Source organism: Mycobacterium sp., from assembly GCF_032159565.1.
Taxonomy (GTDB): Bacteria; Actinomycetota; Actinomycetes; order Mycobacteriales; family Mycobacteriaceae; genus Mycobacterium.
Window position 1 is genome coordinate 1 of sequence record NZ_JAVHWR010000028.1, and the last position, 23,659, is coordinate 23,659.

Sequence of the window (23,659 nt, forward strand, 5' to 3'; positions counted from 1 at the left end):
GCTCGAAGGTGATGTCCGGGATCACCACGCCCAGGCTCAGCGTCTTGATGCGGATTTTCTCGTCGGCGTTCTCCCGCTTGGTGTCCAGGAACCGGTAGATGTCCGGGTGGTGAGCCTGCAGGTAGACCGCGCCTGCGCCCTGCCGGGCGCCCAGTTGGTTGGCGTAGGAGAACGAGTCCTCCAGCAGCTTCATGATCGGGATGACGCCCGAACTCTGGTTCTCGATGTTCTTGATCGGAGCACCGTGCTCGCGAATGTTGGTCAGCAGCAACGCAACTCCGCCGCCGCGCTTGGACAGCTGAAGCGCCGAGTTGATGGAGCGCCCGATGGACTCCATGTTGTCCTCGATGCGAAGCAGGAAACAAGAAACTGGCTCGCCGCGCTGCTTCTTGCCCGAGTTCAGGAACGTCGGCGTGGCCGGCTGGAACCGGCCGTCGATGATCTCGTCGACCAGCTTCTCGGCCAGCGTCGTGTCGCCGGCCGCCAACGTCAGGGCCACCATGACGACGCGGTCCTCGAACCGCTCCAGGTAGCGCTTCCCGTCGAAGGTCTTCAGCGTGTAGGAGGTGTAGTACTTGAACGCGCCGAGGAACGTCGGGAACCGGAACTTCTTGGCGTAGGCGCGGTCCAGCAGCGTCTTGACGAAGTTGCGCGAGTACTCGTCGAGAACCTCGCGCTCGTAGTAGTTCTCCTTGATGAGGTAGTCGAGCTTCTCATCGACGTCGTGGAAGAACACCGTGTTCTGGTTGACGTGTTCGCGGAAGTACTGATGCGCCGCCTCGCGGTCCTTGTCGAACTGAATCTTGCCTTCGGCGTCGTACAGATTCAGCATCGCGTTGAGCGCGTGGTAATCCGTCTCGCCGGGGAGGGTACCGGGCGCGGCGGCGGCTACAGGCTCTGCAGCTGTGACGGTAGGTGGCACGTCTGGTCCTTCCAGAATTCTTCCAAACCCGCACGGACGGCTTCCACGTCGTCCGGGGTTCCCATCAGTTCGAAGCGGTACAGGTACGGAACGCCACACTTGGTGGACACGACGTTGCCCGCGTAGGCGAATTCCGTACCGAAGTTGTTGTTGCCTGCCGCGATGACTCCGCGGATCAGCGACCGGTTGTGCTCGTTGTTGAGGAAGGCGATGACCTGCTTCGGTACATAGCCCCCGTCGTTGATGTCCGGTGTGGCGCGCCCACCGCCGTAGGTAGGCAGCACCAGAACGTAGGGCTCGTCGACCTCGATACGCCCGTGCAGAGGAATCCGGGCGGCAGGCAGACCGAGCTTCTGGACGAATCGGTGGGTGTTTTCCGACACGCTGGAGAAATAGACGAGGTTGCTCACCTGATTCTCCTTCCCGACTGTCCGAATACCGGTTATGCGGTGAGTGCCCCGGCGCCGCGCAGGCTCTTGATGCGATCGGGACGGAAGCCCGACCAGTGCTCATTGCCGGCCACCACGACCGGCGCCTGCAGGTACCCCAGAGCCATGACATAGTCGCGTGCCTCGGAGTCGAGGGTGATGTCCACCTTCTGGTAGGCGATGCCCTGCTTCTCCAGCGCCTTATAGGTGGCGTTGCACTGCACACATGCCGGCTTGGTGTAGACGGTGATGTTCATCTGCGGTACGGCTCCTCTGCGGACGGAACTAAACACGGACTGGCAACTGGTCAAGTACTGCTCTTCACTTAGGTTCAGCGATCCGCCTGCCCTCAAAATTCCGGCCGCCCGGGCTGCTGAGCTGACGGGTCGGAAGAACCGACTCTGCCGGATTCAGAGCTCCGGCCGACCCTCGAAAGCTTGGGAACCGTGGGGGTCTGTCGGTGTGCCAAACACTACACCTGGTGTCCGACAATCAGAAGGGATACCACATCTTCGGAACAACATTCATGAAATTCCCTGGTCGTAAGCCCAGCGGTGGCGGATCTCTCGGCGTGTCGCACGTCACAATCCACGCGTGGCGGCCGCCATCTAGTGGTGTACCACCGACCACCGACAGGGATCCGCGGACGGATCGTCACGGTGACGCAACAGCAAAGGCGCTGTCGGCTCACGAGACCGTCCGGCATCGACGACCCCAACACTGACGGTTCGCACCCGTAACAATTCGCCCGAACCACCGAGAAACCGCCGCGTGGGAGCCGTTGTTTTGCGATAGTAGAGGCGGTGTCGAAGCAGTAATCGGGGGGAATCGGTACCGAGAATGTCGCCGACCAGGTTCAGGAAGCACGATCACAACCCTGTGGCGCCATGCCGGTGGCGCGACAGAAAACGGTACCTCTGGCTACTGGCCCCGATCGTGCCGTCGCTCGCCGCCGGGTCGTGGTTACTGGTCCTGTTGACCGGGCAGGCCATATTCTGGTGGGTGGGCCCCATTGTCACTTTCGTCGTCATTCCGGTGCTCGATCACCTGGTCGGGGCCGACGCCGAGAACCCTCCCGACGGTGCACTCGCGCAGCTGAAGAACGACCGCTTCTATCGGTGGGTCAACTTTCTCTACCTACCCGGCCAATACCTCTCCCTTGTCTTCGCCTGCTGGATCTGGGCCAACGACTGGCCCGACATCTCGCTGGTCGACAAGCTTGGGCTGATGGTCACCGTCGGGATCATCTGCGGAATCGCGATCAGTAGCGCGCACGAACTCGGACACCAGCGGGCCCTCCTGGAGCGCAGGCTGAGCAAGCTCGCACTCGCGCAATCGGGCTACGGGCATTTCTTCGTCGAGCACAACCGCGGACATCATGTCAGGGTCGCCACACCCGAGGACCCCGCGAGTTCCCTTCTCGGAGAATCCCTTTACGCGTTCATCCGGCGATCGGTCACCGGCGGTGTGCGATCTGCGTGGCGAATCGAGCGCGCCCGGCTCTCCCGGATCGGTTCATCGCACTGGAGCCTGCGCAACGACGTGCTCAACGCCTGGCTGTTGAGCCTGGCGTTATTCACGGTGCTGGCCGCGTGGTTCGGCTTCGTCGTGCTGCCGTGGCTCATCGGCCAGGCGGTCATCGGCTTCTGCATGCTGGAAACCGTCAACTATCTCGAGCACTACGGCCTGCGGCGGCAGAAGCTGGCCGACGGCCGCTACGAACCGATCCGCCCTTCACATAGTTGGAACAGCAACACGATCGTTGCCAACGTGTGCCTGTTCCATCTCCAGCGCCACTCCGACCATCACGCCCATCCGCTGCGCCGCTACCAGACGCTGCGGCACGCCGACGAGGCGCCGCAGCTGCCGTCCGGTTACGCAACCATGATGCTGATCGCCATGATCCCGCCCCTGTGGCGGCGCATCATGGATCCCCGCGTCATCGACCACTACGGCGGCCATTTGCACCGCGCCGCGCTGCGCCCGGGCTACGCCACGGCGGCGAGGTCAGGCGACTTCGGCGGCAAGCTTGCCGACGATGTCGCGTAGGTTCGCGGCGACTTCGTAATTCTCCCGTGGGTGCTTCCCGTCGAGCGATTTGAACGGCACCGACAGCTTGAGGTCCTCCACGACGCGCGGGCCGGCGAGTCCCAATGTCTTGCGGGTCTCGTCGTGCGCCCACACACCGCCGTACTGTCCGAATGACCCGCCGACAACCGCGGCCGGCTTGCCCTTGAGAGCGCCGTTGCCGAACGGTCGCGACAGCCAGTCGATGGCGTTCTTCAGTGCACCGGGAATGCTGCCGTTGTACTCAGGCGTGACGACAAGGGCGGCGTCGGCGTCGGCGGCGGCAGCGCGCAACGCGACGACGGAATTCGGCACGTCGTCGTTGTCGATGTCCTCGTTGTAGAACGGCAGATCACCGAGCCCCTCGAACAATGACACTGTGACGCCGTCCGGCGCGGTCTCCGCGGCCAGTTCCGCCAGTTGACGGTTGATCGATGCGGCACGCAGGCTACCCACAAGCGCCAAGACCTTGACGTCAGCCATTTCTCAATCCCTTCGATGGGTCGGTGTCCATACTCGCACGACACAACCGGACTGAGGTCCGCTTTATTCCGGCTGCGTTAAAGTGCAGAAATGAGTCTCGGCGGCCTGCCGGTGTCCGTCCCGCAGGAGCGGGGCGATGCCGCGCGCAACCGCACGTTGCTCCTCGAGGCCGCCCGCCGGCTCATCGCCGAACGTGGTGCGGATGCGGTGTCGATGGACGATATCGCCGCCGCCGCGGGAGTCGGCAAGGGCACGGTGTTCCGCCGGTTCGGCAGCCGGGCCGGGCTGATGATGGTGCTGCTCGACGAGGACGAGCGGGCCAGCCAGGAGGCGTTCCTCTTCGGACCCCCTCCCCTCGGGCCTGACGCACCGCCACTGGAACGGCTGCTGGCCTTCGGGCGCGAACGGCTGTGTTTCGCCCACACCCATCACTCGCTGCTCTCGTCGGCCAACCGGGATCCGCAGAGCCGCTACGGCGCCCCGGCGATGGTGTTGCGCACCCACGTGCGCCTGCTGCTCGCCACCGCCCGCAGCACTGGAGACCTCGACGCACAGACCGACGCGCTGCTGGCACTGCTGGACGCCGACTATGTGCATCACCAACTCACCGAACGCGGCGAGACGCTGGAATCGCTCGGCGACAAGTGGGAGAGCTTGGCGCGCAAGCTCTGCGGCACATGACCCAGTGGATACTGCACGTCGATCTCGACCAGTTTCAGGCTGCGGTCGAAGTACGTCGCAACCCTCGCCTCCAGGGCTTGCCGATCGTCGTCGGCGGCAACGGCGATCCCAGCGAACCGCGAAAAGTCGTGACGTGCGCGTCATATCCGGCACGCGAGTTCGGCGTGCGCGCCGGTATGCCGCTGCGCACGGCGGCACGCAAATGCCCCGACGCAGTATTTCTGCCGTTGGACACCGACGCCTATGACGAAGCGTCGGATGAGGTGATGGGGTTGCTGCGCGATCTCGGCCACCCGGTCGAGGTCTGGGGTTGGGACGAGGCCTACCTGGGTGCAGAGGTCGACGACCCGATCAAGCTGGCGGAGCAGATCCGCGAGGTCGTGGCGGCAGGCACCGGTCTGTCGTGTTCGGTCGGCATCAGCGATAACAAGCAACGCGCCAAGGTTGCCACCGGGTTCGGCAAGCCCGCGGGTACGTATCAGCTGACCGAGTCCAACTGGATGACGGTCATGGGCGACCGCGAGGTGGACGCCCTGTGGGGCGTCGGGCCCAAAACCGCTAAAAAGCTTGCCGCGCTGGGTATCACCACCGTCGCTGACCTCGCCGCCACCGACGCCACGGTGCTGACGTCGACGTTCGGGCCGACCACCGGGCTGTGGATACTGCTACTCGCCAAGGGTGGTGGCGACACCGCTGTCAGCGCGCAACCGTGGGTGCCGCGCTCGCGCAGCCACGTGATCACCTTCCCCGAAGACCTGACCGATCGCGCCGAAATCGATGCGGCCGTGGTGGATCTCGCCCGGCAGACCCTTGCCGAGGTCGGCGACCAGGGTCGCGTCGTCACCCGGGTGGCCGTGACGGTACGCACCAAGACGTTCTTCACCCGCACCAAGATCCGCAAGCTGGTCACCGCCGGCACGGACGCGGAGCTCATCACAATGACGGCACTGCAGCTGCTCGACCAGTTCGAGCTCGACCGCCCGGTTCGGCTGCTCGGTGTGCGGCTGGAGCTTGCTCCGCCGGCGGGCAGCTACTGAGTCATACCGAGGCAATACCCTCGGCACATGCTCAACACCGTCGCGATCCGTGGCTACCGCTCGCTGCGCGACATCGTCGTGCCGCTGACCGGCCTCACGGTGGTCACCGGAGCCAATGGCACCGGTAAGTCGTCGGTGTATCGCGCACTGCGACTGCTGGCCGACTGCGGCCGCGGCGAGGTGATCGGATCGCTGGCCCGCGAGGGCGGACTCGAGTCGGTGCTGTGGGCGGGCCCTGAAACCACCGGCGGCGCACGCCGCACGGGCGCGACCGAGGGAACCACGCGTACCCGGCCGGTAGCGCTCGAACTGGGATTCGCCGCCGACGACTTTGGCTATCTCGTCGATCTCGGCCTGCCGCAGTTCGCAGGCCCGGGATCGCTGTTCGCCCGCGATCCAGAGATCAAGCGGGAAGCCGTGTTCGCAGGTCCGCGAATGCGGCCGAGTGCGACGCTCGTCCAGCGTGGCAGGGACTACGCCGAAGTGGCGTCGGAGTCCGGCCGCGGGTTCACCGAACTGACCCGCGCGTTGCCCGCCTTTCGCAGCGTGCTCGCCGAGTACGCGGGCGGCCTGCCCGAGCTGGCCGCCGTCCGGGACCGCTTGCGCGGCTGGCGGTTCTACGACGGTTTCCGCGTCGATGCCAAGGCCCCGGCCCGGCAACCTCGGGTCGGAACGCGCACACAGGTGCTGTCGGACGACGGCGGCGACCTGGCCGCGGCGATACAGACGATCGTCGAGGCGGGCTTCGAAGATCTCGAACGCGCCGTTGCCGACGCCTTCGACGGCGCCACGGTGTCGATCGCCGTCACCGAAGGCGTCTTTGATCTGCAATTGCAGCAGCGGGGCATGTTGCGGCCTTTGCGAGCAGCCGAATTATCCGACGGGACATTGCGATTCCTGCTGTGGGGTGCTGCGCTGCTGAGCCCGAGCCCGCCGTCGCTGATGGTGCTCAACGAGCCAGAGACGTCATTGCATCCCGATCTGGTAGCGCCGTTGGCCGCCATGATCGCTGCGGCGGCGCGGACCGCCCAGGTGCTGGTGGTGACCCATTCGCGGACGCTGCGCGAGCATCTGGCCGTCGCCGAAGCGTCGGAACTCGAACTGTGCAAGGAGTGGGGCGAGACGCGCATCGTCGGTCAGACCATGCTCAGTGCGCCGCCATGGGAATGGGGCAAGCGGTGAAGAATGCTGAGCGAATTGGACATTAGCCTCGCCGGCAATCTTCTTTCACGCGATACCGTTCACTTCGCTGGGCCAATCCCGAGGTAGGAGCGTCATGCCGGTGAACCACATGTCCAAAACCGCCTGCCTGCTGGGCACCGTCGCCGCCCTCGTTCTCGCGGGTTGCGGCAGCGACGAGAAGAAGGAGTCGATCGGCGATCCGCTCAGCCGCGCCGCCAAGGGCGATTTATCGACCACCGGCGGCGCTGCCCGCCTCGGCGGAGACCAGACCGGCACCATCCGCGACAGCATCAGCGGCTCGGCCTCCCGCAACGTCATCCTGCTGATCGGTGACGGCATGGGTGATTCCGAGATCACCCTTGCCCGCGACTACGCCGAGGGCGCCGGCGGCTTCTTCGACGGCATCGACGCCCTCCCACTGACGGGTTCCTACACCACATATGCGCTCACCAGGGACGGCAAGCCTGACTACGTCGCCGACTCGGCCTCCAGCGCCAGCGGCTGGACGACCGGCACCAAGACTTACGACGGCGCGCTCGCAGTCAACATCAAAGGCGATCCGCAGAAGACGATCCTGGAACTCGCCAAGGAGCACGGCTTCGCGACCGGAGACATAACCACGTCAGAGGTGCAGGACGCCACGCCCGCGGCACTGTTCTCTCACATCAGTGAGCGGAAGTGCTACGGCCCCGAAGAGACGGCGAAGAAATGCCCGACTGAAACGATCGAAAACGGCGGTCTTGGCTCGGTGACCGAGCAGCTTCTGGCGGTTCGGCCCGACCTCACGATGGGTGGCGGCGCCGAGACGTTCGCTCAGACCGCGACCGGTGGCGACTACAAGGGTAAAACGCTGGAGGTGCAGGCCAAGGAACGTGGCTACCAAATCGTGCGCACCGCAGACGAATTGAGCGGTGTCAGAAAGGCCGACCAGGACGCTCCGCTGCTCGGGCTGTTCGCCGACGGCAACATGCCGGTGCGCTGGGCGGGGCCGCCCGCGACCCGCCAGGGCTACCTGAAGCCCGCGGCGAAGTGCACCGACAACCCCGAACACGGTTCGGCTATACCGAAATTGGCTGACATGACGCAGAAGGCCATCGATCTGCTCACGGGCGGCCAGAAGGGGAAAGACAAGGGCTTCTTCCTGCAGGTGGAAAGCGCGTCGATCGACAAGCGCGACCACGCCGCCGACGTATGCGGTCAGATCGGTGAAACAGTCGTCTTCGACGAAGCGGTCAAGAAGGCGATCGACTTCGCCAAGCAGGACGGCAACACACTTGTCATCGTCACCGGCGACCACGGCCACACCAGCCAGATCGTCGAACCGGTGTCCGAAGACGATCTGCGCGGTGTCGCCGAGGAAAAGAAGCTGCCGATCGAGCGGGTTCGCGACATCATCTACCCAGGGCTGACGGTGACGTTGACCACCGCGGACAACACCGACATGACGGTCAGCTACGGCACGTCAGAGGACGTCAACGTCGAGGACCAGACGCACACCGGCACGCAGGTGCGCATCGCGGCGTACGGACCGCGTGGGGCCAATGTCGTCGGCCTGACCGATCAGACCGACCTGTTCTTCACGATGATCGACGCCCTGGGCATCAAGCGCTGACGGCGGTCGCAACTATTTCAGGCCCGGCCGCAGTGCGCGGCTGAACACCACGTTGGCCTGCCGCATCGCCACGCTGTAGGGCCACCACGCCATGCGCTTGAACATGTAGAGCGCGCGGATGTCCGGTGAGGTGTAGACCAGGAACCGGTTCTTGGTGACGCCGCGCAGGATGCGGTCGGCGACGTGTTCGGGTGACACCGCGTGCCCGGCGAAACGGTCGGTCCACTTCTGCACATCGGGATGCTCGCGGTCCACGCCCGCGATCTGAACCGTCTGCACCAGAGGGGTTTTCACCGCTCCGGGCACCACGACGGACACGCCGATGCGGTGGCGCGCCAGGTCGAAGCGCAGCACCTCGGAAAGACCCCGCAGACCGTACTTGCTGGCGCTGTATGCGGCGTGCCACGGCAGCGCGACCAGCCCGGCCGCCGAGGAGACGTTGACGAGATGACCGCCGCGGCGCGCCTCGACCATCGGTGGGACAAACGCCTCGATGACGTGAATCGGCCCCATCAGGTTGATGTCGATCATCGACTTCCAGTGGTCATGGGTGAGCCGGTCGACCGTCCCCCACGCCGAGACGCCCGCGATGTTCATCACCACATCCATGGCGGGATGGTTCGCGTGGATGTCGGCGGCGAACCCAGTGACGGCGTCGTAGTCGGAGATGTCGAGCGCGCGGTGCTCGGGCACTTTCGCGCCAAGCGCGAGGGCGTCGGCGACCGTCGTCGTCAAACCCTCTGCGTCGCGGTCGGTCAGGTACAGCTCGGCCCCCTGGGCGGCCAGCTTCAATGCGGTCGCGCGACCGATACCGCTTGCGGCCCCCGTCAGAAAGCAACGCTTGCCCTCAAAGCCGCTCTGCGCCATGGCGGTGACCTTACTGACCTAGTTGTTGCGGAGCCCGGCGCCACCCCAGATCGACGACACCCACAGCCGTTCCAGCGCGTCGATGGCGCGGTTGGGGTCGGTGCCGCGGCCGACGAACGCGCTGTCCTGCGTCAACGTCATCGTCGTGGTCGCCGCCAGCGTACGCACAAGGGCGGCCAGGTCATCGGAGATCGGTCGCGCCTCGGAGTCCTGCTCCAGCAAGGTGATGAGCTTGTCGATGATGCCGTCGTAGAAGTCGTCCATCATCTCGCGGATCTGCGCGTCGGTATTGCGGGCCACCGCGCAGGCCTTCAACACGGGATCGTCGTTGGCATAGACGGCCGCTGCGCTGCCGACCATCCGCTTCGCGAACGCCGCGGGCGTCTCCCCCGGCTCACGAGAGGCGAAGTGGTGGGTCAAGCTGTCGAGCAGCTCACTGGCGTCCGCCAGGATCACCGCGAGCACCGCGTATTTCGAGTCGAAGTAGAAATAGAAGCCGGATCGTGCGACACCCGCCCGCTCGCTGATGGTGCTGACCGACAGGTCCGCGAAGGACCGCTCGTGAAGCAGTTCGCGAACCGCGGCGACGATCGCGTCGCGTTGCCGATCCCCGCGGCTGCGACGGATCTCCTGCGGGGCGGATTCAGCGGTCATGTCCATCGATTTTCGCATCACGACCCACAGCGGCAAAACTTGACATGCGTCAAGTCTGCCATTCAGTATGGGGATAGGAGTGACAACGGCCACAGTCTTTCTGCTTCAGGAGCATTTGAATGCCGACGATCAGTACCAAGGAATACGTCCTCGACCAGGCCAGGCGGCGCATCGCAACGTCGCCGATCCTCACGGTCCCCGGTATGGGGGTGCTCGAGAAGCGGCTACTGGCCCGCGAGTGGCCTCAGAACGAGATGGCCGAGCCCCCCGTGGACAGCGATCTCAAGCCGGTAATGGGCGATGCCGGACTGCCGATCATCGGCCACATGGTCGAGATGTTTCGCGGCGGTCCCGATTTCTTTCTCCATCTGTACCGCAAGCACGGCCCGGTATTCCTGATGGATTCCCCGTTCATCCCCTATGTGACGGCGCTGGGTCCCGATGCGGCACAGGTCATTTACTCCAACCGCAACAAGGACTACTCGCAGCAGGGCTGGACCCCGATGATCGGCGCCTTCTTCAACCGCGGGCTGATGCTCCTCGACTTCGAGGAACACATGTTCCACCGGCGGATCATGCAGGAGGCGTTCGTCCGCACCCGGCTGACCGGCTACACCGAGCAGGTCGACCAGGTGGTCTCGCAGGTCATCGCGAACGATTGGGCCGCCAATGATGCGCGCTTCCTGCTGTATCCGGCGATGAAGGAGCTGACCCTCGACATCGCCTCGATGGTGTTCATGGGTCACGAGCCGGGCACCGACAAGGAGCTGGTCACCAAGGTGAACCGCGCCTTCACCGTCACGACGCGCGCGGGCAACGCCATCATCCGCAAAGGCGTGCCGCCGTTCACGTGGTGGCGCGGACTGAAGGCCCGTGAGTACCTGGAGAACTACTTCGAGCAGCGGGTGAGGGAGCGCCGCGGCAGGGACGGCAATGATTTGCTGACCGTGCTGTGCCAGTCGGAGGACGAGGAGGGCAACAAGTTCTCCGACGAGGACATCGTCAGCCACATGATCTTCCTGATGATGGCCGCCCACGACACGTCGACGTCCACCGCGACGACGATGTCGTACTACCTGGCAGCCAACCCGCAGTGGCAGGAACGCTGCCGCGACGAGTCCGACCGGCTCGGTGACGGGCCGCTCGACATCGAGGCGCTGGAGAAGCTCGAGTCGCTCGACCTGGTGATGAACGAGTCGATCCGGCTGGTCTCACCCGTGCAGTGGGCGATGCGCCAAACCGTGCGCGACACCGAACTGCTCGGCCACTACCTGCCCAAGGGCACCAACGTGATCGCGTATCCGGGAATGAACCACCGGCTCGAGGAGATCTATCCCGAGCCATACACGTTCGACCCGGACCGCTTCGCCGAGCCGCGCAACGAGCACAAGAAACATCGCTACGGGTTCACCCCGTTCGGTGGCGGTGCGCACAAGTGCATCGGGATGGTGTTCGGCCAGCTCGAGATCAAGACGATCATGCACCGGCTGCTGCGTCGGTACCGCCTCGAGCTGCCCCGACCGGGATATGTGCCGCGCTATGACTACGGCGGCATGCCGGTGCCGATGGACGGCATGCCGATCGTGTTGCGGCCCCTGCGGTGACGGCGTCGGGCCGCTAGGGCGCACTCAACAACCGGTTGGCGCAGGCGATGACGGCGCGCAACGCCGATTGCGTCGGGTCCTGCGACCAGCCCATCGCCCACTCGGAGTGGTAACCATCACCCGCGTTGATGAATGTCGCGGTCTGCTCGCCGGTTGATATCTGGTGAAAACCCAGCAGCTCCACGGCGATTCCTCGCTCGTACAGCATGGCCGTCAATGCAGCGACCGGACCGCAAGCGGCGGCTGACGACGTACCGACGCGATCGCCGACCGCCAACGTCGCCTGATATGTGCGCGCGTGCGGTCCCTGACGGCCCGCGTCGCCACACACCCAGTTACCCAGTCGCAGTGGACCCGAGGCGCAGCCGTACACCGCGCAGAACGACTCCCACGTCATCGCTTCGCCGTGGCTGCGCAGCCCACGGGGCAACGGATGGTCGAAATGCGCGGCGAACGGCTTGAATGCAGTTGTCGCCGAAGGGGATGTCATATGCCGGTCTTCTCTCGAGAGAGGGAGTGAAGCGACCGACGACGTAGCAACGACCCACAGCGAGGGGTCGGTCAGGATCAGACCCCGCTGGGGATTGCTACTACGAGTCGCCTCGGCACGCCACGAAGACTAGACCTGACCCGCGAACAGGCGCAACTTCGTTTTTCGGACTGTGGTGGCGCAATCTGTTCGCTGCGCGCGCTGATCGCGAATCGCGGAGGTGGGATATTTCGTCTACTTGGCCGCAGGTAGGCAGGGCGAGGTGGGTGCGTTGAAAAATTGCAGCGCTGACGTGAACGGGGATACGGCGATTCGACCGAGGAACACGGTTGGCTCGTTCCGCTACTTCCGTGCCGAGGACCGGTGGGAATGGTCCGACGCCGTCGCTCAGATGCACGGATATGAGTCTGCGGCCGTTGAGCCGACGACGGCGCTGGTGCTGTCGCACAAGCATCCAGACGATGCTGCGAAAGTAACGCTGCTGATCGAGGCGATGGCGGGCCAGGGTCAACCGTTCAGCAGCAGGCATCGCATCATCGACGCCTCGGGCCGCACGCGCAGCGTCCTCGTAGTGGGCGAACAACTGCTCGACGGCGACGAGAGGGTAATCGGCAGCCAAGGCTTTTATGTGGACCTCAGCGAACTCGGGCCCGATCAGACCATCGACGCCGCGATCGCGGATTTCACGGCGCACCGGTCGCAGATCGAGCAGGCCAAGGGCGTCTTGATGGCCATCTACGGAATCTCCCCCGAGCATGCGTTCGACATCATTGTCTGGCGTTCGCAGGAGACCAACACCAAGCTGCGCACGCTGGTCGTGCAGATCATCGAGGACTTCACCACCCAACTGAACGCGCCCGTCAATGTCCGTGAGCGGGCCGACCACCTGCTGCTCACCGCCCACACGCGGGTCGGCCGCTAGCCGAGCGCCCGCAGGAGTAACGGCACGAACGACCGGGGATCGGCCCTGCCGTCGCGGCGAAGCGGCATGCTGTCGCGCGATGCGGAATACCACTCGTCGCGCGAGATCGTGCCGAGATCGAGCCGGCGACCGCGCAGCGTCGACACGATGTGCAACACCAATGTCCCGGTGCGCCCGTTGCCTTCGCGGAACGGATGCACATAGTTGTACTCGGCGTAGAACCGGGCGAGTTGACGGGCCAACGCGTCGTCGCGGTTCCCTGCATCGTCTGCCACCAGGGCCCGCGCGCCCGCCTCGACGCGGGCCATCAACCGCTGCACCGAGGATCGGCTGGCGAACACGTCGTCGCCCAGTCGCAGGTCGGTGACGCGGTAACTGCCTGCCCACGCGTAGACGTCGGCGAACAGCTGCCGGTGGATCTCTGGTATGTCGAGATCGTCGACACCGACCTGGCCGTCAGCAAGCCTGCGGTGCCAGCCCGCGATCCGCCCCGCGGTGGCGACGAATTCCAGGTCGGCCAGCGTTTCATGGCTATCGGCCCCGAAGTTGTTGTTCAGCACTGAGGTTCGCGGGATCAGATAGGGCGCCTCGCGACGAAGTCTTCGCCGGGCCGATTCCTGGGCGGGCTGAAACTGGTATCGGGACCGACTCGCGGCCAAGTAGTCGTCGAAGGACACGTCGCCGTTGACCAACGCCACCAACGCGTCGACCTCCTCGGCGGTCGGCAGCCAACCCTCCAGCGCTTCGGCCGCGATCGTCTGGTCGACGCAGTCGCGCAGCCGATGAGGCAGCCGGTCGGGGGCGGTCACGGCGTTGATTCTGCGAGCAGGCACGATAACGGTCAATGACTTGGTGGGACGCCGCCTTCCTCGCCGCCGCCGGTGTCGTGGGAGGGCTGACCGGCAGCGTTGCCGGACTGGCGTCGATCGCCACCTACCCGGCCCTGCTGCTGGTCGGACTGCCGCCGGTCACCGCGAACGTGACCAACACCGTGGCGTTGGTGTTCAACGGGATCGGCTCGGTGCTGGGTTCACGGCCCGAACTTCAGGGTCAGGGTCCCTGGCTGAAGCGGATCATCCCGGTCGCGGCCATCGGCGGGCTCATCGGCGCCCTACTGCTCCTGTCGACACCCGCCGAAGGCTTCGAGAAGATCGTGCCGATCTTGCTTGGGGCGGCGTCGCTCACGATCCTCCTTCCGCGAGGAGGCAATCGGCGGTCACGCATCACCAGTCGCCGGCGCCAGACCCTTACAGTCCTGTTTGAATCCGGCGTGATCTTCATGATCTGTATCTACGCAGGCTATTTCGGAGCCGCGGGCGGTGTGGTTTTGCTCGCTCTCCTGTTGCGCGCCGGCCATGCGACGCTCGCCCACGCCAACGCCTCCAAGAACGTCATCGCCGGTGTCTCCAACACCGTTGCGGCGCTTGTCTTCGCGTTCACCGCCCCGGTGCAGTGGCTCGCCGCCATCGCGCTGGGCGCCGGTTGCCTGGTCGGATCGAGGCTTGGTCCCATCGTGGTGCGCCATGCTCCTGCCGGGCCGCTGCGGGCGTTGATCGCCGCGGCGGGCGTAGCGCTTGCTGTCAAGCTGGGCTTCGACGCGTACCGCTAGCCCAGGTCAAAGGGACTGTCGCCCTTCGCGACCCGGGTTCCCATTTCGATCAGGTTCTGGGCGTTGAAATGGAGCGCCTCGCCCGCGTCTCTGCTTGCCTTACCTATCAGATAGCGCGACCAGGTGCCTTCGATGACGATGCCGAGCTTGAAACACGCCATCGCCGTGTACCAATCCAGCCGCGATGTCTGCCGGCCGCCTGCGGCCCAGTACGCGTCGAGCAGTTCTTTCCGGCTTGCCAACCCGCCGAGTGCGGCCAGCGCAGCGCCCGCGGTGATCGCATTGGTGTTCAGTGGCCACGTGATCAGCACCCAACCGAGGTCGAGTAGCGGGTCGCCGATGGTGCACATCTCCCAGTCGACGAATGCCGCCAACTCCGGCTTGTCCCGCCGGAGCAGCACATTGCTCAGATGCGGATCGCCGTGCATGATTCCCGGTTCTCCTTCCGGCGGAAGGTTGGATTGCAGCCACTCCGCCAGGTCGGCAACGCCAAGCGTCGCGGGGTCGTACCGATCGTGCCGATAGCTTTCGAGGAGACGAAGAAACTGCGGGACCTGGCGCTCTACAAAGGATCCCGGCCGTTTCAGCTCCGCGAGCGGCTTTCCCTCCCACGCCACGTTGCCGAGCTTCGCAAGGCCCGCGGCGTAGGACAGGCCCACGTCGTGCCGCATCCCCTCATCGCGGACGTACGCCTCCGACATGTCGCTGCCCGGGTTGAAGCCGTCGATCTCCTCCATCAGGTAGAAGACCACCCCGAGCACGCCGAGGTCGTCGCAGCCTGCGATGAAGCCGGGATGCGGAACATCGGTGCCGGCAAGTGTCCGCAGCGCAGCGATTTCGCGCAGCATCGTCTTGTCGCTGGTCGGCCGTGGGTGAAGAGGCGGTCGCCGCAGCACCATCGGGCGACCGTCGACGTGGACCCGCACGACGATGTTCTGGGTGCCGCCGGTCAGCGGCTCGACATCGGTGACGGTCGAGCCAAGGCCATGTTGTCTTACCCAGCGCTGCAGGGCGCCCTGGTCCGCCTCGCTCAGTGTCGGCAGTGGCTGCGCGTCATCGGGCATGACGACATCGTGTCAGGCCTTGCTCGCGGTCAACAGCAGGTACTCCCACTCCATGGTGTCCGAGTTCTCGAGGAAGCCGTCGCCGACCCGGGCGATGTCGGCGTCCAGCGCCGCGGTCCGATCGGCGTCGCCCTCGATGTTGCGGTACGCCGCGATCGTCGGCCCGTAGACGTTCTTGAAGTAGTCCCTGAATTCAGCGCCGGTGGCGAACTGGTCGACGGTCAGGGTGCGACGCTCGGTGACAACATCGGTGACTCGGTCGCCGAGTAGCTCACGGACGTGGTCCTCGCGGCCCCACAACGGCGGCGGCTGCGCACCCGGCGGAGGTGGCGGCATATACGGCTTCATGGTGGCGAAGAGCTGGCCGATGTGGCCCTCCGGCGTCCAGCTGAGCAGTCCAAGCCTGCCGCCTGGTTTGCACACCCGGATCAGCTCGCCGGCGGACTGCTCGTGGAACGGCGCGAACATCACACCGATACACGACATGACGACGTCGAACTCGTTGTCGCCGAAAGGAAGTGCGTGGGCGTCGGCTTCCCGCCACTCCAGGTCGACGCCCTGGTCCGGGGCAACGGCGGCGCCGGCCTGCAGCAGCTCGGGGCACAGGTCGCTGGCGATGACGGTGGCGCCGGTCTTGGCGGCGGGAATGGCCGCGTTTCCGGTTCCGGCCGCCACGTCCAGCACCCGGTCGCCAGGGCGGCATCCGGTGGCTTCGACAAGCACGGGACCCAGCGGGGCCACCAACTCGAGGGCGAGTTTGGGGTAATCGCCCGTGGCCCACATTGCGCGATGCTTCGCGATCACCGCCTGATCGACGGTCGGGGTTGGTGAAGTCATTTGCGTTCCTCCGTTCGATGCCAGCTGTGATGTTGCTGTGAGGATCGTGCGCCTTCCGCCGCGCAATGGCTAGTTCCGAATCTGTACCTGCCCGGCGGCCGGATCTGAGCTAGATCTGTACTGACGATGGTTCAAGATCTGTACTGGTCAATTCAGCGATCCTGCGATGTACTTGAATCTGGGTTTGCTATACGCGACTGGGAAGGTTGTGACATGTCGGGTTACGGTCAGTTTTGTCCCGTGGCCAAGGCCATGGAACTGCTGGACGAACGCTGGACGGTCCTTGTGGTGCGCGAATTGCTGGCAGGCAGCACCCACTTCAATGACCTTCGCCGTGGCGTGCCGAAGATGTCGCCGGCGTTGCTATCCAAGCGGCTACAAACGCTGATCCGCGCCGGGGTGGTAGAACGCACCGAGGTCGACGGCCGCACGACATACACGCTTACGTCGAGTGGAAAGGAACTCGTTGACGTCGTCGAAGCGCTCGGCGCGTGGAGCGTCCGATGGATCGGCGAACTCGGAGACGAAGATCTTGATCCCCACTTGCTGATGTGGGACATCCGCCGAACCGTTCCAATCGAGGCGTGGCCGCGGTCGCCCACCATGCTGGCGTTCCACCTTGATGATGTGGCGCCCAACTCCTCACGGTGGTGGCTGGTGGTGGCCGAGGGACAGGCTGACGTCTGCGATTTCGACCCCGGCTACGACGTGGCGGCAACGATCCAGACAAGCCTGCGCATGCTGACGCGCATCTGGCGCGGCGACGTGAGCTGGCGCCACGCACTGCTCGACGGCAGCGTCACCATTTCAGGTGAGGCCGATGTCCGTCGCGCTGTCCCGTCCTGGGTTGGCCAGAGTTCACTGGCGGCGGTACCGCGCCCCGCATGAGTCCTACCCCTGGTAGCCGCGACAAGCTTCTCAGTCCAGGATCCGGCGCGCGACGTTGGTGGTGACGAGGTCGAGCAACTCCTCGCCGCGTCCGGCCAGGATCGTCCGGATCGCGTACAGCGAAAAGCCTTTCGCCTGTTCCACGGTGATCGCGGGCGGGATCGAGAGCTCCTGGCGGGCGGTCACCACGTCGACGACGGCGGGCCCGTCGTAGGCGAACGCGTCGGTGATGGCCCGCTCCAGCTCGGAGGGATGCTCGACCCGACGGCCGAAGATGCCCATCGCCGTTGCGACGTCGGCGAAGTTCGGATTGAGCAGGTCGGTGCCGAAGTTGACGATCCCTGCCGCCTTCATCTCCAGCTCGACGAAGTTGAGCGACGAGTTGTTGAACACAATCACCTTGACGGGCAACCGATTCTGGGTCAGCGTGATCAGCTCGCCGAAAAGCATGGTCAGGCCCCCGTCACCGGCCAGCGCGACCACCTGCCGGTCGCGGTGGGCGGTCTGGGCGCCGATCGCGAGCGGCACCGCGCAGGCCATGGTGCCGTGATTGAAGGAGCCGATCAGCCGACGCATGCCGTTCATGGCCACATAGCGGGCCGCCCACACTACAGGAGATCCGACGTCGACGGTGAACACCGCGTCGTCGGCGCCCAGCCGGTTCACAAGCCCCGCAACGTATTCGGGACGGATCGGCGTGCGGTCACGGTCGTTGACCGCCAACTCGTCGAGCCGCTTGCGGGTCTTGCGGTAGTGGTTGAGAGACCGGTCGAGATGGTCGCGGTTCTGCTTCTGCCGAAGCGACGGCTGCACGGCGGCCAGTGTGTCGCGCACGCTGCCGACCAGACCGAGTTCGATCGGCGTGCGCCTACCGAGGTTCCGGCCGCGGATGTCGACCTGCACGACCTTCGCATTGTCGGGATAGAACTGCTGATAAGGGAAGTCGGTGCCGAGCATCAGCAGGGCATCGGCCTCCTTGATGGCCTTATAGCCGGAGGCGAAGCCGAGCAGGCCCGTCATTCCGACATCGAACGGGTTGTCGTGCTCGATGAACTCCTTGCCGCGCAGCGCATGCACGATGGGTGCGTTCAAAGTCGCCGCCGCGGCGATCACCGCGTCGTGGCTTCCTTCGACGCCGGCACCGGCGAGGATGGTGACGGCGCCGGCGTCGTTGAGGATCGTCGCCGCCCGCTGCACCGACTCGTCGTCGGGTCGCACCACCGATCGGGCCACGACGACCGGCCTGGCCCTCCACGCATACTCAGCGCGCTGCAGGAACACCTCGCCGGGAATCACCACAACGGCGACGCCGCGCTCTTCGACGGCCGCACGCATCGCCATCTCGAGGATCCGCGGTGTCATCTCGGCGGTGCTGACGAGTTCGCAGTAGACGCTGCATTCCCGGAACAGCTCTTGGGGATGGGTCTCCTGGAAATACTGGGAGCCGATCTCCGAGCGCGGGATGTGCGCGGCGATCGCCAGCACCGGTACGCGGCTGCGCTGTGCGTCGAACAAGCCGTTGATCAGATGCAGGTTGCCGGGCCCACAGCTGCCCGCACAGACCGCGAGCGCTCCGGTCAACGCAGCGTCGGCGGCCGCGGCGAAGGCAGCGGTCTCCTCGTGACGCACGTGCTCCCACGACATTTCAGGAGCCCGACGGATCGCGTCGGTGAAGCCGTTGAGGCTGTCACCGGGCAGCCCGTAGACACGATGGACACCGCTGAGCGCGAGCGCGGAGATGACATGATCGGCGATGGTTGCCACCCGGTGACCCTATGCGAAATCGCTGTTACTTGGGCGCGAAGCGCTGGCCGCCGTCCAGTCGCAGGCACTGCCCGTTGAGCATCGCGTTCTCCACGATGGCGACCGCCAGCTTGGCGTACTCGTCGGGTCGGCCCAGTCGCTTGGGGAATGCGGCGTCCTTGGTCAGCACCTTGGCGAACTCGTCGGGGATGCCTTCGGTCAGACCGGTGGCGAACAGGCTCGGCGCGATCGCCAGGACCCGGATGCCGAGGCTGCCCAGGTCGCGCGCCATCGTCAGGCACATGCCTGCGATCGCGGCCTTCGACGCCGTGTAGGCGACCTGACCGATCTGGCCTTCGAACGCCGCGATCGACGCGGTGTTGATGATGACGCCGCGCTCCTCGGCCTCGTCGTCCACCGGATCGTTCTTGCTCATCTGCCACGCGGCCAGCCGGCTGATGTTGAACGTGCCGATGAGGTTGAGGTCGATACCCTTGCGGAAGGACTCCAGGCTGTGCGGACCTTCCTTGCTGATGGTGCGCTCCCCTTTGCCGCCGCCCGCGGTGGTCACCGCGATGTGCAGGCCGCCGAGGGCGTGGATGGCCTCCTGCAGGGTCTTCTCGGTGCCCTCGAAGTCCGTGACGTCCACTTCGTGGAAGGTTCCGCCGACGGCCTCGGCGACTTCCTTGCCCTTCGACTGCGGCTGGTCGAGGATCGCCACCGCGGCGCCACGCTTGGCCAACGCCTCGGCGGTCGCCTTGCCGAACCCGGACGCCCCGCCGACGATGATGGCCTTCTTACCCGCGATCTCCATCTGGCTCCCTTTCCAAAAAGTGCTCGATTCGTAAAGCAACCTAGCGGACGTCACTTTTCGGTAAGGCTTTCGGGTGGGCGGATCGGTAGCTTGGCGACCATGGCGTCCAGCGGCATACGAGCGACGGCAGGCGTCGCGGCGGCCGCGGTCGCCCTCGGCGTCACCCAGTTGCTGGCCGCGTTCGTCGGCCCGAAGGCCGATTCCCGCACCGCGATCGGCTCGACGGTCATCGACCTCACTCCCGGCCCGGTCAAGGAATGGGCGATAACCACGTTCGCCACCGCCGACAAACTCGTGCTGTCGGTGCTTGTGCTTGCGGTGATCGCTGTCGTCGCCGCGGTCACCGGCTCGATGGAACGGGGCCGCTTCCCGATCGGTAGCGCGGCGATCGTGCTCGCCGGGGCGGCCGGTTGTGCGGCGGTGCTGTCTCGACCGGGTGCGTCGATCGTCGACATCGTCCCCACCGTCGTCGGCACGGTGTGTGGGGTCGTGGTGCTGCGCCTGCTGACCTCCGGGCGGTTCACCGACGAGCCTGCCGAATCCGACCAATCCCACGAACCCGATCACGGCCGGCGGCTGTCGTTGTTGACGCTGGGGTTGCTGACGGCGGGCGCACTGACAGGTGTCGTCGGCGTCGTGCTGTCGCGGGCACGGACGTCGGTGGCCGGTGACCGTGACGCGTTCGCGTTGCCCCCCGTCGACGTCGGCGCACGGCCGGTTCCGCCGAGCGTGCAGCCCAAAGGCGTTTCGTTGCCCTCGTTCGTCACCGGCAACGACGACTTCTACCGGATCGACACCGCGCTGAGCGTCCCCCAGCTGAGCCGGGCCGAATGGCGGCTCAAGATCCACGGCATGGTCGACCGCGAGATCACCTACCGCTTCGAGGAGCTCGAGCGGTTCCAGGCAATCGAGAAGCTCGTGACGCTGACGTGTGTGTCCAATACCGTTGGCGGCAACCTGATCTCGAATGCCAGCTGGATCGGCTACCGGGTGCGTGACCTGTTGGCCGACGCGGGTGTGCACCAGGACGCCGACATGGTCTTGTCGACGTCGAGCGACGGGTTCACCGCGGGCACGCCGGTCGAGGCGCTCACCGACGGCAGGGACGCCTTGCTGGCGGTCGGGATGAATGGCCAGCCGCTGCCCACCGACCACGGCTATCCCGCGCGGCTCGTCGTGCCGGGCCTGTACGGGTATGTGTCGGCGACCAAGTGGGTCGTCGACCTCGAAGTGACCCGTTTCGACAAGGCGGAGGCGTACTGGACGCGGCTGGGCTGGTCGCCGCGCGGGCCCATCAAAACCGAGTCCCGCGTCGACGTGCCGCGCAACGGCGAGGTTGTCGCCCGCGGACCGGTGACCTTCGGCGGAGTGGCGTGGGCGCAGAACCGCGGCGTGAAGGCCGTCGAGGTGCGCATCGATGACGGGCCGTGGCAACAGGCACAGCTGGGCGCCCGTTATTCCAACGACACCTGGCGGTTGTGGAGCTTGCCGTGGCAGGCCGATGCGTCCGGCTCGCACACGATTACGGTGCGAGCCACCGACTACACCGGAGCGGTGCAGACCGAACAGTGGGCCGACCCGGTGCCCGACGGCGCCACCGGCTGGCACTCGGTCGACTTCGCCGTCAGCTAGCTCTTCCCCTCCTCCCCTCCGCCACTTCGCCCCGCGACCGTGCGTGTCTGTACGGCGCCACGCCGGAAAATGGCGTGCAATTGCGCACGCTCGCGCGTACTTTGGCGCCCCGTGATCAGTCAACCGGCCGACATTTGGCGCGCCCTTCTCCGTCGATCGCTGCTGACCGCACGAAAGAAGCGTGACGCCGTGCGCGTGTCGGCGTTGCGCTCGGCGTTGGCCGCGATCGACAACGCCGAGACACCCGGCGCCGTCGAGGTCGTGGGACGACCGGCCGGTGCAATCGCGGGCGCCGTCGCTGGTGTGGGCGCGACCGAAGTCGCGCGTCGCGAACTGTCGGACTTGCAGATCCGAAACCTCGTGCGATCCGAAATCGACGAGCGGCTGAGCGCGTCGGAAGCCTTCACCTCAGGCGGCCACACCGAGCGGGCCGCCACGCTGCGCGCGGAGGCGACCGTCCTCGCCGGCCTGCTGGGAGATGTCTGACCTTCGTGCCAGGGTGGAAGCGTGTTGCTGATCGACGTCGCCACCGCTTCGGCCGAGGTCGGCGCCTCGTCGGCACGGTTGGCCAAGATAGCGCGCATCGCTTCACTGCTGGCCGTGGCCGGTGAGAGCGGCGACCCTCGATTGGTCGCCGTCGTAGTGTCCTGGTTGTCGGGTGACCTGCCGCAACGGCAGATCGGCGTGGGATGGGCGACACTGCGGTCGCTGCCGGACCCCGCACCTGAGCCGTCGCTGACGGTCACCGCCGTCGACGCCGCCTTCACCGAGATCGGTGCGGTCGCCGGGAAGGGCTCGCAGACCCGCCGGGCTGATCTGGTGGCGGAACTGTTCGCCGCGGCGACAGCCGTCGAGCAGACGTTTCTGCGCCGACTGCTCGGCGGCGAGTTGCGCCAGGGGGCACTGGCCGGGGTGATGGCCGATGCCGTCGCGAAGTCCGCGGGTGTGCCCGCAGCAATCGTGCGTCGGGCGGCGATGCTGGGCGGGGACCTGCCCGCCGTCGCCGCGGCCGCACTGACCGGCGGAGAGGCGGCACTGTCCGAATTCACGCTGCGAGTCGGTCAGCCCGTCGGCCCGATGCTGGCGCAGACCGCGACCGGAGTCGCCGAAGCCCTCGAACGACTCGGCGGCGAGGCGGTCTTCGAAGCCAAGCTTGACGGCGCCCGGGTCCAGATTCACCGGTGGGGCGACGACGTGTCGATCTACACCCGCAGCCTCGACGACGTCACCGCCCGACTGCCCGAGGTGGTCGAGGCGACGCTCGCCCTTCCGGTGAAGGATCTGATCGCCGACGGAGAGGCGATCGCCCTGCGCCCCGACGGACGGCCGCACCGGTTCCAGGTCACCGCGTCACGCTTCGGTCGTGGCGGGGGCCGCGGCACGAAGGACCGCACCGTCGACATCTCGGCCGCCCGCGCCTCGCAGCCCTTGTCGGTGTTCTTCTTCGACGCGCTGCACCTCGACGGCGCCGACCTTGTCGACGAGCCGACGCGCGATCGGCTCGCGGCGCTCGACGCTATCGTCCCTCCCCGCCAGCGCGTCGACCGACTGCTGACCTCCGATTCCGAAGCGGCGCAACGGTTTTTGGATGTGACACTGGCTGCCGGGCACGAGGGCGTGATGGCGAAGTCGCCAACTGCGCCGTACGAGGCGGGTCGCCGCGGCGCAGGCTGGTTGAAGGTGAAGCCGGTACACACCCTCGACCTCGTCGTGCTGGCCGTCGAGTGGGGATCGGGCCGGCGCACCGGCAAGCTGTCGAACATCCATCTCGGTGCGCGCGATCCTGCGACAGGCGATTTCGTCATGCTGGGTAAGACCTTCAAGGGCATGACCGACGCGATGCTCGACTGGCAAACCGCCCGGTTCACCGAATTGGCCGACGGCCCGACCGACGGCTGGGTCGTCAAGGTCCGCCCCGAACAGGTGGTGGAGATCGCCTTCGACGGCGTGCAGACGTCGACCCGCTATCCCGGTGGTATGGCGCTGCGGTTCGCGCGGGTGCTGCGCTACCGGGACGACAAAGGCCCCGCCGACGCTGACACCATCGATACCGTGCGAGCGTTCTACGAGCGGAAATAGCAAGTAATTCGGGCATCTTCGGCAATCCTCTTCAGGCCCGGCAC

24 protein-coding genes are annotated in these 23,659 nt (G+C 65.9%); 12 read left to right on the forward strand and 12 right to left on the reverse strand.

Annotated features, from left to right (window positions below):
* The 3 genes from QOC76_RS03430 to QOC76_RS03440 all read right to left on the reverse strand — a co-directional run.
* A partial coding sequence (locus tag QOC76_RS03430) for a ribonucleotide reductase barrel domain-containing protein (protein ID WP_526354189.1) occupies positions 1-922 on the reverse strand: 922 nt, incomplete at its 3' end.
* Positions 889-1,332: a class Ib ribonucleoside-diphosphate reductase assembly flavoprotein NrdI gene (nrdI, locus tag QOC76_RS03435; protein WP_526354191.1), complete on the reverse strand. Its 444-nt coding sequence runs from the start codon at positions 1,330-1,332 to the stop codon at positions 889-891. The genes nrdI and QOC76_RS03430, both read right to left, overlap by 34 nt.
* A 32-nt stretch (positions 1,333-1,364) precedes the next feature.
* Positions 1,365-1,607: a redoxin NrdH gene (locus QOC76_RS03440; RefSeq protein WP_526354193.1), complete on the reverse strand. Its 243-nt coding sequence runs from the start codon at positions 1,605-1,607 to the stop codon at positions 1,365-1,367.
* A 583-nt stretch (positions 1,608-2,190) separates the two neighbouring features.
* Here QOC76_RS03440 and QOC76_RS03445 point away from each other — a divergent pair.
* Positions 2,191-3,399, forward strand: coding sequence for an alkane 1-monooxygenase (locus QOC76_RS03445; protein ID WP_526354195.1), 1,209 nt, complete (start codon positions 2,191-2,193; stop codon positions 3,397-3,399).
* On the opposite strand, the gene QOC76_RS03450 is transcribed toward QOC76_RS03445, so the two are convergent.
* Positions 3,358-3,900, reverse strand: a complete 543-nt coding sequence (locus QOC76_RS03450; RefSeq protein WP_526354197.1) for an NADPH-dependent FMN reductase — start codon at positions 3,898-3,900, stop codon at positions 3,358-3,360. The genes QOC76_RS03445 and QOC76_RS03450 overlap by 42 nt on opposite strands.
* A gap of 90 nt (positions 3,901-3,990) precedes the next feature.
* Here QOC76_RS03450 and QOC76_RS03455 point away from each other — a divergent pair, with 90 nt between their 5' ends.
* From QOC76_RS03455 to phoA, 4 genes are all read left to right on the forward strand, one after another.
* The gene (locus QOC76_RS03455) at positions 3,991-4,581 is read left to right on the forward strand and encodes a TetR/AcrR family transcriptional regulator (RefSeq protein ID WP_526354199.1); all 591 of its coding nucleotides are present in this window, start codon (positions 3,991-3,993) and stop codon (positions 4,579-4,581) included.
* Positions 4,578-5,618, forward strand: a complete 1,041-nt coding sequence (locus tag QOC76_RS03460; RefSeq protein ID WP_526354201.1) for a DNA polymerase IV — start codon at positions 4,578-4,580, stop codon at positions 5,616-5,618. The genes QOC76_RS03455 and QOC76_RS03460 overlap by 4 nt, the downstream gene beginning before the upstream one ends.
* Positions 5,619-5,645: 27 nt before the next feature.
* Complete coding sequence (locus QOC76_RS03465; protein ID WP_526354203.1) at positions 5,646-6,800, forward strand: AAA family ATPase; 1,155 nt, start codon at positions 5,646-5,648, stop codon at positions 6,798-6,800.
* A 94-nt stretch (positions 6,801-6,894) separates the two neighbouring features.
* Complete coding sequence (gene phoA / locus QOC76_RS03470) at positions 6,895-8,412, forward strand: alkaline phosphatase (protein WP_526354205.1); 1,518 nt, start codon at positions 6,895-6,897, stop codon at positions 8,410-8,412.
* A gap of 12 nt (positions 8,413-8,424) precedes the next feature.
* Here phoA and QOC76_RS03475 read toward each other — a convergent pair whose 3' ends face one another.
* Positions 8,425-9,279 (reverse strand): SDR family oxidoreductase, encoded by an 855-nt coding sequence (locus tag QOC76_RS03475; RefSeq protein ID WP_526354207.1) that lies wholly within the window; start codon positions 9,277-9,279, stop codon positions 8,425-8,427.
* Between the two features lie 18 nt (positions 9,280-9,297).
* Entirely contained in the window at positions 9,298-9,933 is a 636-nt protein-coding gene (locus tag QOC76_RS03480; protein ID WP_526354209.1) for a TetR/AcrR family transcriptional regulator, read from the reverse strand.
* 119 nt (positions 9,934-10,052) lie between these two features.
* On the opposite strand from QOC76_RS03480, the gene QOC76_RS03485 reads away from it, so the two are divergent.
* Positions 10,053-11,537 (forward strand): cytochrome P450, encoded by a 1,485-nt coding sequence (locus QOC76_RS03485; protein ID WP_526354211.1) that lies wholly within the window; start codon positions 10,053-10,055, stop codon positions 11,535-11,537.
* Positions 11,538-11,550: 13 nt separating this feature from the next.
* Here QOC76_RS03485 and QOC76_RS03490 read toward each other — a convergent pair whose 3' ends face one another.
* The gene (locus QOC76_RS03490; RefSeq protein WP_526354213.1) at positions 11,551-12,027 is read right to left on the reverse strand and encodes a homocitrate synthase; all 477 of its coding nucleotides are present in this window, start codon (positions 12,025-12,027) and stop codon (positions 11,551-11,553) included.
* Positions 12,028-12,319: 292 nt separating this feature from the next.
* On the opposite strand from QOC76_RS03490, the gene QOC76_RS03495 reads away from it, so the two are divergent.
* Positions 12,320-12,949 (forward strand): ANTAR domain-containing protein, encoded by a 630-nt coding sequence (locus QOC76_RS03495; RefSeq protein ID WP_526354215.1) that lies wholly within the window; start codon positions 12,320-12,322, stop codon positions 12,947-12,949.
* On the opposite strand, the gene QOC76_RS03500 is transcribed toward QOC76_RS03495, so the two are convergent.
* Positions 12,946-13,758: a Fic/DOC family protein gene (locus tag QOC76_RS03500; RefSeq protein WP_526354217.1), complete on the reverse strand. Its 813-nt coding sequence runs from the start codon at positions 13,756-13,758 to the stop codon at positions 12,946-12,948. The genes QOC76_RS03495 and QOC76_RS03500 overlap by 4 nt on opposite strands.
* 35 nt (positions 13,759-13,793) lie before the next feature.
* Here QOC76_RS03500 and QOC76_RS03505 point away from each other — a divergent pair, with 35 nt between their 5' ends.
* Entirely contained in the window at positions 13,794-14,558 is a 765-nt protein-coding gene (locus QOC76_RS03505) for a sulfite exporter TauE/SafE family protein (protein ID WP_526354219.1), read from the forward strand.
* On the opposite strand, the gene QOC76_RS03510 is transcribed toward QOC76_RS03505, so the two are convergent.
* Positions 14,555-15,622, reverse strand: coding sequence for a phosphotransferase family protein (locus tag QOC76_RS03510; protein WP_526354221.1), 1,068 nt, complete (start codon positions 15,620-15,622; stop codon positions 14,555-14,557). The two genes, QOC76_RS03505 and QOC76_RS03510, sit on opposite strands and share 4 nt — an antisense overlap.
* Before the next feature lie 12 nt (positions 15,623-15,634).
* Positions 15,635-16,459, reverse strand: a complete 825-nt coding sequence (locus QOC76_RS03515) for a methyltransferase domain-containing protein (protein ID WP_526354223.1) — start codon at positions 16,457-16,459, stop codon at positions 15,635-15,637.
* A 213-nt stretch (positions 16,460-16,672) separates the two neighbouring features.
* On the opposite strand from QOC76_RS03515, the gene QOC76_RS03520 reads away from it, so the two are divergent.
* Positions 16,673-17,347 (forward strand): winged helix-turn-helix transcriptional regulator, encoded by a 675-nt coding sequence (locus QOC76_RS03520; protein ID WP_526354225.1) that lies wholly within the window; start codon positions 16,673-16,675, stop codon positions 17,345-17,347.
* A gap of 30 nt (positions 17,348-17,377) precedes the next feature.
* On the opposite strand, the gene poxB is transcribed toward QOC76_RS03520, so the two are convergent.
* Positions 17,378-19,111 (reverse strand): ubiquinone-dependent pyruvate dehydrogenase, encoded by a 1,734-nt coding sequence (gene poxB / locus QOC76_RS03525; protein WP_526354227.1) that lies wholly within the window; start codon positions 19,109-19,111, stop codon positions 17,378-17,380.
* 25 nt (positions 19,112-19,136) lie between these two features.
* Positions 19,137-19,904, reverse strand: coding sequence for an SDR family NAD(P)-dependent oxidoreductase (locus QOC76_RS03530; protein ID WP_526354229.1), 768 nt, complete (start codon positions 19,902-19,904; stop codon positions 19,137-19,139).
* A gap of 99 nt (positions 19,905-20,003) precedes the next feature.
* Between QOC76_RS03530 and QOC76_RS03535 the strand changes: the two genes are divergently transcribed.
* The 3 genes from QOC76_RS03535 (at position 20,004) to QOC76_RS03545 (ending at position 23,615) form a co-directional block, all read left to right on the forward strand.
* Positions 20,004-21,536 carry a molybdopterin-dependent oxidoreductase gene (locus tag QOC76_RS03535; RefSeq protein ID WP_526354231.1) on the forward strand — a complete coding sequence of 511 codons (1,533 nt, stop codon included), beginning with the start codon at positions 20,004-20,006 and terminating at the stop codon, positions 21,534-21,536.
* Positions 21,537-21,647: 111 nt separating this feature from the next.
* Complete coding sequence (locus QOC76_RS03540) at positions 21,648-22,022, forward strand: glutamyl-tRNA amidotransferase (RefSeq protein ID WP_526354233.1); 375 nt, start codon at positions 21,648-21,650, stop codon at positions 22,020-22,022.
* Between the two features lie 21 nt (positions 22,023-22,043).
* On the forward strand, positions 22,044-23,615 hold the full coding sequence (locus QOC76_RS03545; RefSeq protein WP_526354235.1) for an ATP-dependent DNA ligase: 1,572 nt from the start codon (positions 22,044-22,046) through the stop codon (positions 23,613-23,615).
* Positions 23,616-23,659 lie beyond the last annotated feature (44 nt).